The sequence below is a fragment of the Escherichia sp. MAL-1 genome (assembly GCF_052948035.1).
Genome location: NZ_CM129609.1, coordinates 142799 through 159473 on the forward strand (window position 1 = coordinate 142799; position 16675 = coordinate 159473).

At 49.5% G+C, this 16675-nt stretch carries 14 protein-coding genes; 4 read left to right on the forward strand and 10 right to left on the reverse strand.

The genetic code is table 11. The features are described from left to right. Nucleotides 1-4: 4 nt before the first annotated feature. From yiaN to yiaK, 4 genes are all read right to left on the reverse strand, one after another. A complete protein-coding gene (gene yiaN, locus ACU8XX_RS00685; protein ID WP_000279599.1) occupies nt 5-1282 on the reverse strand; it encodes a 2,3-diketo-L-gulonate TRAP transporter large permease YiaN in 1278 nt (425 codons plus the stop codon). Between the two features lie 2 nt (nt 1283-1284). Then, entirely contained in the window at nt 1285-1758 is a 474-nt protein-coding gene (gene yiaM, locus ACU8XX_RS00690) for a 2,3-diketo-L-gulonate TRAP transporter small permease YiaM (RefSeq protein WP_032174355.1), read from the reverse strand. 117 nt (nt 1759-1875) lie between these two features. After that, nucleotides 1876-2343 carry a YhcH/YjgK/YiaL family protein gene (locus tag ACU8XX_RS00695; protein ID WP_000576077.1) on the reverse strand — a complete coding sequence of 156 codons (468 nt, stop codon included), beginning with the start codon at nt 2341-2343 and terminating at the stop codon, nt 1876-1878. Between the two features lie 11 nt (nt 2344-2354). Further along, nucleotides 2355-3353: a 3-dehydro-L-gulonate 2-dehydrogenase gene (yiaK, locus tag ACU8XX_RS00700; protein ID WP_000869037.1), complete on the reverse strand. Its 999-nt coding sequence runs from the start codon at nt 3351-3353 to the stop codon at nt 2355-2357. Between the two features lie 200 nt (nt 3354-3553). Between yiaK and yiaJ the strand changes: the two genes are divergently transcribed. Together yiaJ and ACU8XX_RS00710 are read left to right on the forward strand one after the other, a co-directional pair. After that, nucleotides 3554-4402: an IclR family transcriptional regulator YiaJ gene (gene yiaJ, locus ACU8XX_RS00705; protein ID WP_000514240.1), complete on the forward strand. Its 849-nt coding sequence runs from the start codon at nt 3554-3556 to the stop codon at nt 4400-4402. A 101-nt stretch (nt 4403-4503) separates the two neighbouring features. Continuing rightward, entirely contained in the window at nt 4504-4977 is a 474-nt protein-coding gene (locus tag ACU8XX_RS00710; RefSeq protein WP_001295229.1) for a 4Fe-4S binding protein, read from the forward strand. 150 nt (nt 4978-5127) lie between these two features. On the opposite strand, the gene avtA is transcribed toward ACU8XX_RS00710, so the two are convergent. Together avtA and malS are read right to left on the reverse strand one after the other, a co-directional pair. Next, nucleotides 5128-6381 (reverse strand): valine--pyruvate transaminase, encoded by a 1254-nt coding sequence (gene avtA / locus ACU8XX_RS00715; RefSeq protein WP_000144361.1) that lies wholly within the window; start codon nt 6379-6381, stop codon nt 5128-5130. A gap of 177 nt (nt 6382-6558) precedes the next feature. Next, complete coding sequence (gene malS, locus ACU8XX_RS00720; RefSeq protein ID WP_000761225.1) at nt 6559-8589, reverse strand: alpha-amylase; 2031 nt, start codon at nt 8587-8589, stop codon at nt 6559-6561. Between the two features lie 319 nt (nt 8590-8908). On the opposite strand from malS, the gene ACU8XX_RS00725 reads away from it, so the two are divergent. Further along, nucleotides 8909-9733, forward strand: coding sequence for a protein bax (locus tag ACU8XX_RS00725; RefSeq protein ID WP_001297957.1), 825 nt, complete (start codon nt 8909-8911; stop codon nt 9731-9733). A 195-nt stretch (nt 9734-9928) separates the two neighbouring features. On the opposite strand, the gene xylR is transcribed toward ACU8XX_RS00725, so the two are convergent. The 4 genes from xylR to xylF all read right to left on the reverse strand — a co-directional run bounded on the left by xylR (nt 9929) and on the right by xylF (nt 14955). Then, nucleotides 9929-11107 carry a D-xylose utilization transcriptional activator XylR gene (gene xylR / locus ACU8XX_RS00730; protein ID WP_000494484.1) on the reverse strand — a complete coding sequence of 393 codons (1179 nt, stop codon included), beginning with the start codon at nt 11105-11107 and terminating at the stop codon, nt 9929-9931. A 77-nt stretch (nt 11108-11184) separates the two neighbouring features. After that, a complete protein-coding gene (xylH, locus tag ACU8XX_RS00735; RefSeq protein ID WP_000045978.1) occupies nt 11185-12366 on the reverse strand; it encodes a xylose ABC transporter permease XylH in 1182 nt (393 codons plus the stop codon). Beyond that, nucleotides 12344-13885: a D-xylose ABC transporter ATP-binding protein gene (xylG, locus tag ACU8XX_RS00740; RefSeq protein WP_001146479.1), complete on the reverse strand. Its 1542-nt coding sequence runs from the start codon at nt 13883-13885 to the stop codon at nt 12344-12346. Before xylG ends, xylH begins: the two co-directional genes overlap by 23 nt. A 77-nt stretch (nt 13886-13962) precedes the next feature. Then, the gene (gene xylF / locus ACU8XX_RS00745) at nt 13963-14955 is read right to left on the reverse strand and encodes a D-xylose ABC transporter substrate-binding protein (RefSeq protein ID WP_001300957.1); all 993 of its coding nucleotides are present in this window, start codon (nt 14953-14955) and stop codon (nt 13963-13965) included. 365 nt (nt 14956-15320) lie between these two features. On the opposite strand from xylF, the gene xylA reads away from it, so the two are divergent. Then, the gene (gene xylA, locus ACU8XX_RS00750) at nt 15321-16643 is read left to right on the forward strand and encodes a xylose isomerase (protein ID WP_001149592.1); all 1323 of its coding nucleotides are present in this window, start codon (nt 15321-15323) and stop codon (nt 16641-16643) included. Nucleotides 16644-16675 lie beyond the last annotated feature (32 nt).

Consider the following 16675-nt stretch of genomic DNA (forward strand, 5'->3'; position numbering starts at 1 on the left):
CCTTTTAATTAATCCATTTCAAAGGGAGGATGATGAGATCGGGAATAAAAACAAATACGACTAATAATGAATATAAAACCAGGACGTAAGGGAAAACGCCTCTGACTGCATCATCGAATTTGAGTTTTGCCACCCCTGAAATAACGTTAAGTACATTACCGATAGGCGGTGTAATTAAGCCGATTGAGCAGTTAATGATAAACATGACACCGAAATAAATCGGATCGATTCCTGCCTCTTTAACTAAAGGCATTAATACCGGGGTAAGAATTAATACCGTCGGCGTTAAATCCATGACCATGCCGACAATCAGGATAGCCACCATAATGACGATAAACAGCAGACGCGGTGAATCGACCAACGGTTGCAGTAAATCAGAAACCATCATCGGCAGTTCAGCAATGGTAATCAGCCAGGCGGAAACTTGTGCCGAGGCCACCAGAAACATAACCACTGAGGTGGTTTTCGCCGCGCCAATGAGTACATGCCAAAGTGTGGCGAAGGTCATTTCACGGTAAATAACTGTGGCGACAAACAGCGCATAGAAAGCAGCAACGGCCCCGGCTTCGGTAGGGGTAAACAGACCGGAGCGAAACCCGCCAATAATGATGACTGGAAGAAACAGCGCCCAGATACCGGAGACAAAAGAGTGCCAGATTTCCTGCATCGTTGCTTTTTGCTGGCGGGGTAAATTAAGGCGACTGGCCTGCCACCACCAGGTAAGCATCAGCGTTGCGCCCATCATCATGCCAGGGGCAATGCCCGCCATAAACAGCTTACTGATGGATAATCCGCTGGAAACGCCGAAGATAATAAACGGAATGGAAGGGGGAATAATTGGCGCGATAATGCCGCCAGAGGCAATCAGCCCCGCCGCCCGGTTGACCGGATAGTTGGCGCTGCGCATCATCGGCACCAGTAGAGCGGCAACGGCGGCGGTATCCGCAACGGCAGAACCAGAAAGGCTCGCCATAATCATAGCTGCCAGCACGCCGACGTAGCCCAGCCCGCCTGGTTTATGCCCCACCAGTTTCATCGGCAGGTCAACAATGCGTTTTGACAAGCCGCCCGCATTCATGATTTCACCCGCCAGCACAAAGAACGGAATCGCCAGCAGGGAGAAGCTATCGGCTCCGTTCACCAGCGTTTGTGCCATGATCTGGACATCAAACATGTCCAGCCAGAACATTAACGCCGCCCCGCACAACAACAGTGCCCAGGCAATAGGCAAACCGATAGCAATACCACCCAACAGACAGCCCAGAAAAATCAGCACAGCCATGATTAAGCTCCTTGCGGTGGCGACGTTAGAGAATTGCTATGCGTGATGAGTTGATATAAATGACGCAGTTCAAAGAATGCGATAACGAGGCTGGTGGGCAGACAAGCGGCATACATCAGGCCGATGGGTAAACCGAGGATCGGTGAATAATCGCTCCAGTCCTGAATTGTTTTTAGCGTTGTGCCCCAGGCCAGTGCGCCACAAATAAATAAGATTAAGGAATGGGTAACCAGAGCGACTCGTCGCTGCCATGCGGGGGAGAGTTTCTCCACCAGAAAGGTGACCTGAACGTGGGCGTTATCCATAAAAGCTACAATCGCGCCAATAAACGTTAACCAGACAAATAAATAACGTGACAATTCATCAACAGATAAAATGCTTGTCTGAAAACCATATCTTAAAATAATGTTTATAAATACAATACAGGAAAGTACGGCGAGATTAATCGCCAGTATTGCTTCGAGTATTTTTTTCATAGCTATTCCTTGAGGCTATGTCTGTCATAATTCAAGTCGCATGTGCAGCAACCTGAATTATTAATATAGTTAGAGCAATAACATTACCCAGGCGTTCTGGCGTAGACGATTATTCGATTAATTCAGCGCCGTTAATGCGACTTTAACCACAATTTTTCGTATCTCAGAGGCTGTTTGCATAATACAACCTGGTCGGTGAACATCCTGCGGAAAGAAAATTGCGTAGCTGCCCGGTATCATTTCTATAAATGATTCATGTTCACTGTCGTGATAAAAAATAATATCGCGCTGCTCTAATAGTGATTCGCTGACTTTATTATTTCCCGTATCAATAGCAATGCCGATTTTCTCTTCGCCCCACGCCAGAAACTGAATATCGATATACCGACGATGCACTTCCGGACGGTTTACCACCGCTTCGCGTGTGGTTAAATCGATAATTTGCGTATAAATATTTTTGCCGTCGATTTCGACAACGCCCGGCTCCAGGGCGTTGAAATCGGTAGCGCGCAGAAAATCGAGCGCCTTTTCAATGGCGGCGGGCAAACGGCACGGATTGGGCTGCGCGATATGTCCAAAAATCATGACTTATCTCCTCATAACGCCTGGATTTTGGCCCACACGCTGTCATCAACAGTGATGCCGTTACGGCGGTTTTCGGCCAGCAGGGTAGTAAATTCATGGCCGGGTAAGCGAATGGCCTGATTTTCGTCAGCACGCTCGGCACTAGTAACGTAATCCATGATGCGTTGCAGCTTGGCATCGCGGGTGGGACCGTCGATAAGCTTGTCCACTTCAATGGCAATAAAAATTTGTGAAATGCCGTATTCGTCGCTGTTGTCCTGGGTGACTTCGGCAACGGATGCGCCGTCGGAAAGGAGAGTAGCGATCATATCCAGCACAATCGACATGCCAGAACCTTTCCAGTAGCCCATCGGCAAAATGCGGCGATTCTTCTCGATAACGCCAGGTTCTTTGGTCAAATTGCCCTCATCATCAAAGCCACCATCGACCGGGAGCTGACGACCTGCCAGACGGTTAACTTCTAACATGCCGTAAGAGAACATCGACATCGACATATCGACCATGGTGATCGGCGTGGAAGGAATGGCGACGATCAGCGGGTTAGTGCCGATGCGACACTCTTTTGCGCCCCACGGCGGCATTACGGCGATGGAGTTGGTCCAGCAAATGCCAATATAGCCTTTTTCCGCCGCCTGCCAGCCGTAGCTGCCGCCGCGCATCCAGTGGTTGGCATTACGTAGTGCCACCAGACCAATACCGTGATCGGCAGCCAGTTCAATGGCGCGATCCATCATCTTTTTCGCTGTCAGGTTACCGATCGAACGCTGGGCGTCCCACTGTTCAATTGCGCCGAGGCTGGTTATACGTTTGGGTTGGGCATCAGGAATGATATCGCCGTTTTCCAGTTGTTGAATGAAACGAGGGAAACGATTAACGCCGTGAGAATAAACGCCGGATTCGGTGGTGCGGGCGAACATCTCTGCACAGGCGTCAGCCGTTTCGCTGTCAACGCCGCGTGAAATTAAGACCCGATTAAAGGCTGCTTTTAACTGCTCAAATGTCACTTTCATCCCAGGCTTCCTTGTTTTTTTGATCGCTTTTTTGGCTTAAAATTTCAATATGCGAAACTTGATTTCAAATATATCGATCACTTTTTAACAAAGCAATCTGATTGATGAATTTCAAAAGACATAAAAATCAATTGGTTATAAATTATCTGTCGAGATCGTGAACTACGGCACACTTTGCGCTACCATCAGGACGCGACAAAATGGGGAAAGAAGTGATGGGAAAAAAAGAGAACGAGATGGCGCAGGAAAAAGAGCGTCCAGCCGGAAGCCAGAGTCTGTTTCGCGGGTTGATGCTGATTGAGATTTTGAGCAACTATCCAAACGGTTGTCCGTTGGCGCATCTTTCGGAGCTGGCTGGTTTAAATAAGAGTACCGTCCATCGCTTATTGCAGGGATTACAGTCCTGCGGCTATGTGACCACCGCGCCTGCCGCAGGGAGTTATCGCCTGACCACCAAATTTATTGCCGTCGGGCAGAAGGCGCTGTCTTCGCTGAATATCATTCATATCGCCGCTCCGCATCTTGAGGCACTGAACATCGCCACTGGTGAAACCATTAACTTCTCCAGCCGCGAAGACGATCACGCTATTTTGATTTATAAGCTGGAACCCACAACCGGGATGCTGCGAACCCGTGCCTATATTGGCCAGCATATGCCGCTCTACTGTTCCGCAATGGGCAAGATCTACATGGCGTTTGGTCACCCGGACTACGTGAAGTCATACTGGGAAAGCCATCAGCATGAGATCCAGCCGTTAACCCGCAATACCATTACCGAGCTGCCCGCGATGTTCGACGAACTGGCGCACATTCGTGAAAGCGGAGCGGCGATGGACAGAGAAGAAAACGAACTCGGCGTCTCCTGTATTGCTGTTCCGGTGTTTGATATTCATGGGCGGGTGCCGTACGCCGTGTCGATTTCGCTTTCGACATCACGTCTGAAACAGGTGGGAGAGAAAAATCTCCTGAAACCACTGCGTGAAACCGCGCAGGCTATTTCTAATGAACTGGGATTTACTGTCAGGGATGACCTGGGCGCGATCACATAACGCTTTGGACAAGTGCCAAAACTTTAACATTTCCTTCGTTGGATCAAAGCAGTAGGGACGCGCTCTCTGGCACTCTGCTGTTTTAGTGCAAAGGAGTGATCATGAACCGGTTTATTATTGCGGATGCGACGAAATGTATCGGTTGCCGTACCTGTGAAGTGGCTTGCGCAGTGTCGCATCAGGAGAATCAGGATTGCGCTGCGTTGTCACCAGACGAGTTTATTTCCCGTATTCGTGTCATTAAAGACCACAGCTGGACCACGGCAGTAGCCTGTCATCAGTGTGAAGATGCACCGTGCGCGAATGTCTGCCCTGTTGACGCGATAAGCCGCGAACAAGGGCATATTTTCGTTGAACAAACACGTTGCATTGGCTGTAAAAGCTGTATGCTGGCTTGCCCGTTTGGTGCGATGGAGGTCGTTTCTTCGCGCAAAAAGGCGAGGGCGATTAAGTGCGATCTGTGCTGGCATCGGGAGACGGGACCGGCCTGTGTTGAAGCCTGCCCGACAAAGGCGTTACAGTGCATGGATGTCGAGAAAGTGCAGCGGCATCGGCTACGGCAGCAGCCTGTTTGAAACGTTTTCCGGCGTTTCTCAACGCCGGAATAGCGTGCTTTGTTTATGCCAGATGCGGCGTAAACGCCCTATCCGGCCTACAAATTCTTCCAAATTCAATATATTGCAGAAATCATGTAGGCCTGATAAGCGTAGCGCATCAGGCAATTTTTAGTGACTTTCAGCCCAGGCTCTTTCTATCTCTTCCGCCAGAATCTTCACCCCCGCCTCAATTTTCTCCGGCTCTGGTACGTAGTTCATGCGCATACATTGATGCGTATGCGGCCACGGTTTATCCAGCCCTGGGAAGAAGTTGTGCCCCGGCACCATCAGCACGCCGCGTGCTTTCAGGCGCTGATAGAGCTGCTCGGTCGTAATGGGCAAATCCTTAAACCATAGCCAGAGGAAAATGGCTCCTTCCGGTTTATGAATCAGGCAGCGATTTTCCGGTAAATAGCGGCGAATGATGGCGATAGTTTCCTGAACACGCTGGTAGTAAAACGGTTTGATGACTGTTTCAGACAGGCGCAGCAGATCGTTACGCTTAATCATTTCACACATCATCGCCGGACCAATACCGCCAGGTGCCAGGCTGATAATGCCGTTCATATTGGTGATGGCGGTGATGATTTTTTCATTGGCGATGATAATGCCGCAGCGGGAGCCAGGTAGACCCAGCTTGGAAAGACTCATGCACAGCACGATATTCGGATTCCATAGCGGGCGCGCTTCACTGAAGATGATACCCGGGAACGGGACGCCATAAGCGTTATCAATCACCAGCGGAATGCCGTGTTGATTCGCCAGCGCGTCAAGCTTCAGCAACTCTTCGTCAGTAATCACATTGCCTGTTGGATTCGTCGGCCGGGAGACGCAAATCATCCCGGTTTCTTCGCCAATATGCAGATGCTCAAAATCGACGTGGTATTTAAACTGGCCTTCCGGCAGCAGTTCAATATTCGGACGCGCAGAGACAAACAGATCTTCTTCCAGTCCGGCGTCAGCATAGCCAATGTATTCCGGTGCAAGCGGGAACAGCACTTTTTTGACCCGACCATCGGCACGGCGTCCGGCAAACAGGTTAAATAAGTAGAAAAACGCGCTCTGGCTGCCGTTTGTTAGTGCAATATTCTGTGGTTCGATATCCCAACCCAACTTCTCGCGCAGCATTCCGGCAAGCAGTGTGAGTAGCTCCGTTTTCCCCTGTGGACCGTCGTAGTTACACAGTGCATCAGTCGCTTTGCCACTTTCCAGCATGTCGGTCAGTAGCGTCTGGAAGTAGTCCTGCATTTCCGGGATCTGCGCCGGATTACCGCCGCCGAGCATAATCGCGCCAGGCGTGCGTAAACCGTCGTTCAGATCTTCCATCAACAGCGTAATGCCGGAGTGGCGGGTAAATTTGTCACCAAAAAGGGAGAATGTCATAGCGGGATATCTGTCGAACTCTGTAGCAAGGAAGGTAACAATAACGCTACATTTGCTGGGGTGCAAATCGGTCTGTTGAAGAGTGAGCGGTGCTTTATCCTGCAACGCTGATTAGGGCTGACATTTTATCCTGGTTGGCGGCTTCCCGAGGTACTGACGAACGGGAAGCCGGAAAAGTTACTGTTGCCCTGCCCAGACGACCAGCACTTTATCGTCGCCATGCTCACGAACAAAGCCGTAGCCCTGCTTCAGCAAAAGTGTCGTTTGTTTGCCCGCGCCAATTGCGGGATGGCGGGCGCGGAACTGGCTGATTTTCTGCCAGTGCGCGACGCTGGCGGCAGATTTACCGCTAACATCCTGCCAGTTCATATCCGAACGTGTACCTTGCAGCGGATCAGAACCTGTAGGACCGAACGGACGCGAGGATTCATCACCATAAAAGATTTGTACCGCGCCTGGCGCTAATAGTAATAACTCTGCTGCTTTGTCGCCCCCTTCACGGAACAGGCGAGTATCATGCGACGAGAGGTAGCTCAACACGTTGAAACCCTGCAATTTCTCCGCCATTTGCTGCCAGGTCGTATCCATCTGCGCCAGACAGTCGACTGCTTTCGCCGCCTGCTCCTGATAATCGAAATTGATCATCGCATCGAAGCCGTGGCGATAGTAGTCACTTTGCATCACGCCGTGGCCCCAGGCTTCACCGGTCATCCAGAAAGGTTTGTCATCTAATGCTTTGTCGGGGTTAGCTTTTTTCCATTCGCGAAGCGCGGCGCTGGCTTCGGTTTTCAGTTGCTGCCAGGCGGGCAACTCAACATGTTTGGCGGTATCGACCCGAAAACCATCAATCCCATAGTCGCGGACCCACTGACTTAACCAGTGGGTTAAGTAATCGCGCGGCGTATAGCCGTCAATGGCTTTGGCGTGGGTATCCATTTTGTTTTTATAGAACACCGGCAGACCAGAAGCGGTAGTTGATTCGGTTTTGATATCCGGCAAAAAGGCTAGCGACATAGTGAGATCGTCGAATCCAGGATTGTCGTAATCGCCGATATCCGTTCTGATCCAGTTTTTTCCCCACCATTTATCCCAGCCTGTTTTGTCGCTGAAATTAATGTAATCGTTAAAGCTATGCCAGGTTTGCCCGGCGGCAGGTTTCCAGTCGCTCCAGCGTTCACCCAGCGATTTTTTCACTTCGTCACCAGAAAGATATAACGCGCCAAACTGATACTCCTGCATATCCGCCAGCGTGGCATAGCCGGTGTGGTTCATCACGACATCAAAGAGAATACGAATACCGCGCTGATGTGCGCTATCAACCAGCGTCCGTAGATCGGCTTCGTTGCCCATATTGGCATCAAGATTCGTCCAGTCCTGTGTGTAATAACCGTGGTAGGCATAATGCGGGAAATCGCCTTTTGTACCGCCGCCGACCCAGCCGTGAATTTGCTCAAATGGGGCGCTTATCCATAAAGCATTAACGCCCAACTGCTGGAGGTAATCCAGTTTGTTGGTCAGGCCGCGTAAATCGCCGCCGTGAAAAGTGCCAATTTCCGCCATACCGTCTTTATGACGTCCGTAACTCTGGTCATTACTGGGATCGCCGTTTTCGAAACGATCTGTCAGCACAAAGTAAACCGTGGCGTTATGCCAGTCGAAAGGGGCGGATGTGTCAGTTTCTGCCCGTTCCAGCAGGAGTAAACCGTTGCTGGTGGCAGCGGGTTGTAACATTATTTGACCGTTCTTCACTATCGCAATTTGCTGGCTGTAATAATCCCGTACGGCGGCTCCTTCCGGGAAAGTGGCGCTGACATCCACTGTGAGCGGTAATCCATCCCATTTCGGGCATTCACGGACCAGGCTTGCTACCGGTTCGGCGGCGTTCTGGATGGAAATCATCAATGTTGGCGTACCGGAGCGGGTGTCTATTTGCAGCGTATATTCGCCGTCCCTGAACAATCGCCATTGAGGCGGCGTGTTGCTACAAGGTTGCAGGGAAAGCATCTGATTGAGTTTTATCGCATCCGCAGGCTGCCAGCACTGTTGGTCAAAATTTAGCGTTAGTGGACGCGTACCTTTGGGCAACTGCGCGTGGCTGACAAATGTTCCTGTCCCCTGTTCGCTAAAGGCGGGAAACCCCGGAGAAGTCCAGCTGGCGGCAACGGCGAAGCCAGGAAGGAGTGTCAGAAAACAGGCGGCGAGTTTCATGGCGGATGAGTCCTTATTGCTGCGATTTCAGACAGTTTGCCAGCGATAAGCCAAACAAAACTCATCCCTGAGCGGTAAGTCCACAGGATGAGAAGCAAGGGTGAGCGATCTCGCGCAAAAAACGGCTGAATTTTGCGATAACCCCCACATTTTCTGCGATTTAGCGCCAATCTGAATCGTTAACACGTGACATAGTTTCAGATTTGGACTATTCCTTGGGGTGCTCTTGACAGCTATTTTTGATATGATTTGAGATTCAACTCTCAAATTTGTGAAAAATATAAGGTGTTGGAATGATTAAATCCGACCAGGAGACCTGATGATTTTGACTCCCATACGACGATATGGGGCGATGATTCTTATGTTACTCACTCTGGTGTTTTCGAGTGAGGTGTTAGCGAAGACGCACACAACAACAGCGAGTCAAAAGTCCCACTTAACTAAAGCTAGTAATAAACAGGTAAGCAGTAAACAAGAGTATTCTCGCAATAGTGCAAAGAGTAGTTCACTTCCTGATTTGCGAAAATACCCTTCCGGAACACCAAGGAAAAAGGCGTTTCTCCGGACCGTAATGCCTTACATTACCAGCCAAAATGCGGCCATTACTGCGGAACGTAACTGGCTCATTTCAAAACAGTATCAGGGCCAATGGTCACCTGCTGAGCGTGCGCGTCTGAAAGACATCGCCAAACGCTACAAGGTGAAGTGGTCCGGTAATACGCGAAAAATCCCGTGGAATACCTTGCTTGAACGCGTAGACATTATCCCCACCAGTATGGTGGCGACGATGGCTGCAGCAGAAAGCGGTTGGGGAACGTCGAAGCTGGCGCGCAACAACAACAACCTGTTCGGCATGAAATGCATGAAAGGACGTTGTACCAATGCGCCAGGTAAAGTGAAAGGGTACTCACAGTTTAGTTCTGTCAAAGAATCGGTGAGCGCCTATGTCACTAACCTGAATACGCACCCGGCTTACTCTTCGTTCCGTAAATCGCGTGCGCAGCTGCGTAAAGCGGATCAGGAAGTGACTGCCACAGCGATGATTCACAAGCTGAAGGGCTACTCGACCAAAGGGAAGAGTTATAACAACTACCTGTTCGCAATGTACCAGGATAACCAACGGTTAATCGCGGCGCATATGTAATTGCATTTCCTTGAGCCTTATCCGACTTGTCAGTCGGATAAGGCTTTTTACTTTGTCTCAGGCAGTTGAGCTACGAGCCTGAAGCGTTGTTGGTGCGTTTTATCATGCCTGGCGGGTAGGTCGGATAAGGCGTTCACGCCGCATCCGACAACCACGCAGCGTTACCTGATGTGACGCCGACAATTCTCATCATCGCTACAACATGACCTCGCTATTTACATCGCGATACTCTTTTGGCGTCGTGTCATATGCTTTTTTAAAAACAGAGTAGAAATATTGCAGCGATGGATAACCGCACATTTGCGATATCTCATTGATCGACAAGGTGGTTGAAATCAGCAGACTGCGCGCTTTCTCCAGCTTCTCGGCATGAATCATGGCATGGATGGTTTCACCCACCTCTTCTTTAAAACGCTTCTCAAGATTGGAGCGCGAGATCCCGACCGCATCCAGTACCTGATCCACTTTAATCCCTTTACAGGCGTGATTACGAATGTAATGCATGGCCTGAATAACGGCGGGATCGGTCAGCGAGCGATAATCTGTTGAGCGCCGTTCAATGACGCGAACTGGTGGGACCAAAATTCGCTGTAGCGGCATTTCTTCTTTATCTAATAATCGATGCAACAGTTTTGCCGCCTGATAGCCCATTTGCCGCGCGCCCTGAGCGACCGAAGAAAGGGCGACACGCGACAGATAGCGGGTCAGTTCTTCGTTATCGATGCCAATCACGCATAATTTTTCCGGTACGGGAATATGTAGATGTTCACATACTTGCAGAATATGCCGCGCTCGGGCGTCAGTAACGGCAATAATCCCGGTTTGCGGTGGTAGCGTTTGTAGCCAGTCTGCCAGCCGATTTTGCGCGTGTTGCCAGTTCTCTGGCGCGGTTTCTAACCCCTGATAAACCACTCCGCGATACTTTTCTTCGGCGACAAGCTGACGAAATGCATATTCGCGCTCAGTGGCCCAACGTTTGCCGCTTGATTCCGGAAGACCATAAAAAGCAAAGCGGTTAACGCCTTTCTCTTTTAAATGCAAAAATGCGCTTTCAACCAGCGCATAGTTATCGGTGGCAATGTAATGAACGGGTGGGTAACTTTCTGCAAGGTGATACGAGCCGCCAACCCCAACAATGGGGACGTCGACATCAGCCAGCGCTTGCTCGATCTGTTTGTCGTCGAAGTCGGCAATGACGCCATCTCCTAACCAGTCCTTGATTTTATCAATGCGGGCGCGGAAATCTTCTTCAATGAAAATATCCCATTCCGATTGTGACGCCTGTAAATATTCCCCTACGCCTTCTACTACCTGCCGGTCATAGGCTTTATTGGCATTGAACAGTAATGTGATGCGGTGACGTTTAGTAAACATGGTTCTTTTCCTGCTGAATCATGCAAAAACTCAAAACCGGTAATACGTAACCGGCTTTGAGAAAATTTTTATCAAAATCAAGAACGGCGTTTGGTTGCGGAGTCCATCCATACTGCCAGCAACAGAATCGCACCTTTAACGATATACTGCCAGAAGGTCGGTACATCCATCATACTCATGCCGTTATCCAGTGAAGCCATGATAAATGCCCCCATTACTGCTCCGGCAACGCTTCCCACACCGCCAGCCAGGCTGGTGCCGCCAATCACGCATGCTGCAATTGCGTCCAGTTCGGCGATATTTCCCGCAGAAGGTGAACCAGCGCCAAGTCGAGAACTAAGGATTAATCCGGCGATGGCTACCATTAATCCGTTAATCGCGAACACGGCAAGTTTGGTGCGTTCAACGTTAATCCCGGAGAGACGTGCTGCTTCCAGATTGCCGCCGATGGCATAAATGCGTCGTCCAAATGCCGTCCGCGTTGCCATAAACATTCCGCCGAGTAACAGCAACGTCAGCAGCAGAACAGGAGTGGGAACGCCACGGTAATCATTCAACAGCCAGATTGCGCCTAATACGATGATAGCGGTTAAAGCCTGGCGACCGACTACTGCGGTAGAGGCCGGAGACTGCAAACCCAAAGCCTGACGGCGCATTCTTCCGCGCCATTGCCAACCAACAAAAGCCATTAAGCCAAGCGCGCCAATGATGAAGCCAGTGCTGGCAGGTAGATAGCTTTGCCCAATTTGTGACATCGCGGCGCTGGTGGGGGAAACAGTCGTGCCGTTGGTGATGCCAATGAGTATGCCGCGAAATGCCAACATGCCCGCGAGGGTGACAATAAATGAAGGGACTTTGCGGTACGCGACCCACCATCCGTTCCAGGCACCGAGAAGCAGTCCCAGAACCAACGTCACAATGATGGTAAGTGGCAAAGGCCAGCCTAACCAGACGTCACAAATCGCCGCGACGCCACCTAATAGCCCCATCATTGAGCCGACGGAAAGGTCGATTTCAGCAGAAATTATGACGAACACCATTCCTACCGCGAGGATGCCGGTAATCGCGGTCTGGCGTAACAGGTTGGAGACGTTACGGGCGCTTAAGTAGGCACCATCGGTGGTCCAGGTAAAGAACAGCATGATTGCGATGATAGCTGCAATCATCACGAAGACCTGCAAATTCAGTGATTTCAGCCCGGAGAAGCCACCGGATGTCGGTACGGCCAATTTCACTTCAGACGGATTGCTTTTCGACATGATGTTCGCTCCTCAATGCGGCTTCCATCACCTGCTCCTGAGTCAGGTTATGATTTATCAGGTTGGCTTTTAGTTTCCCTTCATGCATCACCAGTACACGATCGCTAAGGCCGAGCACTTCAGGTAATTCGGAAGAGATGACAATAACGGCAATACCCTGCTGGACGAGTTGGTTAATTAATTTGTAGATCTCGTATTTCGCGCCAATATCGATACCCCTGGTGGGTTCATCAAGAATGAGAATGCGCGGGTTAAGTAACAGACAGCGAGCGAGGATCGCTTTTTGCTGATTGCCGCCGCTCAAACGTCCAATAGCAAGGTCGGGGGACGACGTTTTAACTTTGAGTTGCTGGATTGATTCCAGAATACATTTTTGCTCTGCCGCGTCATCAAGCTGGCTAATGCCACCGGTAAATTTATTGAGTGCGGCGAGGGTAATATTTTTACCAACCGCCATTACCGGAACGATGCCGTCGCGCTTTCTGTCTTCGGGTACCATCGCAATCCCCTGGGCGATGGCTTGCTGACAGTTACGAATATCTACCTGTTTGCCATCAATATAAATTTTTCCTTCCCATTGTCCGGGCCACACGCCAAACAGGCACTGAATGGTCTCGGTACGTCCGGCACCAACGAGTCCGGCAATACCCAGTATTTCGCCACGTTTCAGGGAAAACGAGACATCATTAACTCGTTTAATATGACGATTGACCGGATGCCATGCCGTCAGATGTTCAATACGTAATATTTCATCTCCGGTGGTATGTGGTTCATTAGGGTAAAGCGCGGTTAACTCTCGCCCGACCATCATGGTGATAATATCGTCTTCACTCATTCCGGCAGCATCACGCGTACCAATGTGCTGTCCGTCGCGAATAACGCAAATCGTATCGGAAATCGCTTTGACTTCGTTGAGTTTGTGCGAAATATAAATACAGGCGATACCGTGCTGTTGTAGATCGCGAATAATATCCAGTAAAACCGACGTTTCCTGCTCAGTTAATGAGGCTGTCGGTTCATCGAGAATTAACAAGCGCACCTGTTTATTAAGTGCCTTGGCAATTTCAACCAGTTGTTGTTGCCCAAGCCCTAAATCGCCAACGCGGGTATCAGGTGAAATGGATAAACTGACCTGTGCGAGCAGCTTCTGACAGCGTAGCGTCATCAGGTCATAATCCATAATGCCATTGTGGGTTATTTCGTTACCCAGGAAGATATTTTCCAGCACGGTCAATTCTTTCACCAGGGCCAATTCCTGATGAATGATGGCGATACCTTTGCGTTCGGTATCGCGGATGTGACTCGCCTGAATCTCTTCTCCCGCAAAAATAATTTCGCCTTCGTAGGAGCCATGGGGATAAATACCACACAGCACTTTCATCAGCGTTGATTTACCAGACCCATTTTCCCCACAAAGTGAGACGATTTCGCCAGCATTCAACCGCAAGCAGACGTTATCAATCGCCTTCACACTGCCGAAGGTTTTGGTAATGTTCTTCATTTCAAGTAGATAAGGCATAACGACTCCACCTAAGCCAATTCATTCACGCGGCATGGAGAGAAATCACGCCCCCGCTCCGCGCCGGGGCGTAACGCTTACAGCTCGCTCTCTTTGTGGAATCCGTCTTTAATTACCGTATCTTTGATGTTGTTTTTATTCACATCGATCGGTGTCAGGAGGCGGGAGGGGACATCTTTCAGGCCATTATTCAGTGAGGTATCTGCTTTTGGCTCCTGACCATTGCCCAATTCAACGGCAATTTCTGCGGCAGTATTTGCCAACAACGTAATAGGTTTATACACCGTCATAGTTTGCGTACCGGCAGCAATACGTTTAATACCTGCGAGATCCGCATCCTGGCCGGAGATTGCTACTTTCCCTGATAAACCTTGCGCGCTTAATGCCTGAATTGCCCCACCTGCGGTGGCATCGTTTGAGGCAACTACAGCATCAATTTTGTTATTATTGGCGGTTAGCGCGTTTTCCATAATTTTCAATGCGTTTTCCGGTAACCAGCCATCAACCCATTGGTCACCAACGACTTTAATTTTTCCGGAATCAACGTAAGGTTTTAACACTTTCATTTGTCCGGCGCGGAACAGCTTGGCGTTGTTATCTACCGGCGAGCCGCCCATCAGGAAGTAATTACCTTGCGGAACAATATCGACCAGGGCTTTTGCCTGCAGTTCACCGACTTTTTCGTTATCGAAAGAAATATAAAAATCGATATCCGCATCGTTAATCATACGGTCGTAAGCTAATACTTTAATGCCTTCTTGTTTGGCTTCTTTTACAACGTTACTTAATACCTGACCGTTATACGGAATAATGACAAGAACATCGACACCCCGGTTTATCATGTTTTCAATCTGCGACATTTGTGTTTCTTCATTGCCATTTGCAGACTGTACAAATACTTTCGCGCCGAGAGATTCTGCCTTTTTCACAAAGATATCTCGATCTTTTTGCCAGCGTTCAAGACGGAGATCATCAATCGCCATACCTATTTTGACTTCTTTGGCGTGTGCAGCAACGTTGGTAAGCAGGAGTGAGGTGCAAAGGGTGAGTAGAATGTTCTTTATTTTCATGGTGTAGGGCCTTCTGTAGTTAGAGGACAGTTTTAATAAGTAACAATCACCGCGATAAACGTAACCAATTTTTAGCAACTAAACAGGGGAAAACAATTACAGATTTTTATCTTTCGATTACGATTTTTGGTTTATTTCTTGATTTATGACCGAGATCTTACTTTTGTTGCGCAATTGTACTTATTGCATTTTTCTCTTCGAGGAATTACCCAGTTTCATCATTCCATTTTATTTTGCGAGCGAGCGCACACTTGTGAATTATCTCAATAGCAGTGTGAAATAACATAATTGAGCAACTGAAAGGGAGTGCCCAATATTACGACATCATCCATCACCCGCGGCATTACCTGATTATGGAGTTCAATATGCAAGCCTATTTTGACCAGCTCGATCGCGTTCGTTATGAAGGCTCAAAATCCTCAAACCCGTTAGCATTCCGTCACTACAATCCCGACGAACTGGTGTTGGGTAAGCGTATGGAAGAGCACTTGCGTTTTGCCGCCTGCTACTGGCACACCTTCTGCTGGAACGGGGCGGATATGTTTGGTGTGGGGGCGTTTAATCGTCCGTGGCAGCAGCCTGGTGAGGCACTGGCGTTGGCGAAGCGTAAAGCAGATGTCGCATTTGAGTTTTTCCACAAGTTACATGTGCCATTTTATTGCTTCCACGATGTGGATGTTTCCCCTGAGGGCGCGTCGTTAAAAGAGTACATCAATAATTTTGCGCAAATGGTTGATGTCCTGGCAGGCAAGCAAGAAGAGAGCGGCGTGAAGCTGCTGTGGGGAACCGCCAACTGCTTTACAAACCCTCGCTACGGCGCGGGTGCGGCGACGAACCCAGATCCTGAAGTCTTCAGCTGGGCGGCAACGCAAGTTGTTACAGCGATGGAAGCAACCCATAAATTGGGCGGTGAAAACTATGTCCTGTGGGGCGGTCGTGAAGGTTACGAAACGCTGTTAAATACCGACTTGCGTCAGGAGCGTGAACAACTGGGCCGCTTTATGCAGATGGTGGTTGAGCATAAACATAAAATCGGTTTCCAGGGCACGTTGCTTATCGAACCGAAACCGCAAGAACCGACCAAACATCAATATGATTACGATGCCGCGACGGTCTATGGCTTCCTGAAACAGTTTGGTCTGGAAAAAGAGATTAAACTGAACATTGAAGCTAACCACGCGACGCTGGCAGGTCACTCTTTCCATCATGAAATAGCCACCGCCATTGCGCTTGGCCTGTTCGGTTCTGTCGACGCCAACCGTGGCGATGCGCAGCTGGGCTGGGACACCGACCAGTTCCCGAACAGTGTGGAAGAGAATGCGCTGGTGATGTATGAAATTCTCAAAGCAGGCGGTTTCACCACCGGTGGTCTGAACTTCGATGCCAAAGTACGTCGTCAAAGTACTGATAAATATGATCTGTTTTACGGTCATATCGGCGCGATGGATACGATGGCACTGGCGCTGAAAATTGCAGCGCGCATGATTGAAGATGGCGAGCTGGATAAACGCATCGCGCAGCGTTATTCCGGCTGGAATAGCGAATTGGGCCAGCAAATCCTGAAAGGCCAAATGTCACTGGCAGATTTAGCCAAATATGCTCAGGAACATAATTTGTCTCCGGTGCATCAGAGTGGTCGCCAGGAGCAACTGGAAAATCTGGTAAATCATTATCTGTTCGACAAATAACGGCTAACTGTGCAGTCCGTTGGCCCGGTTAT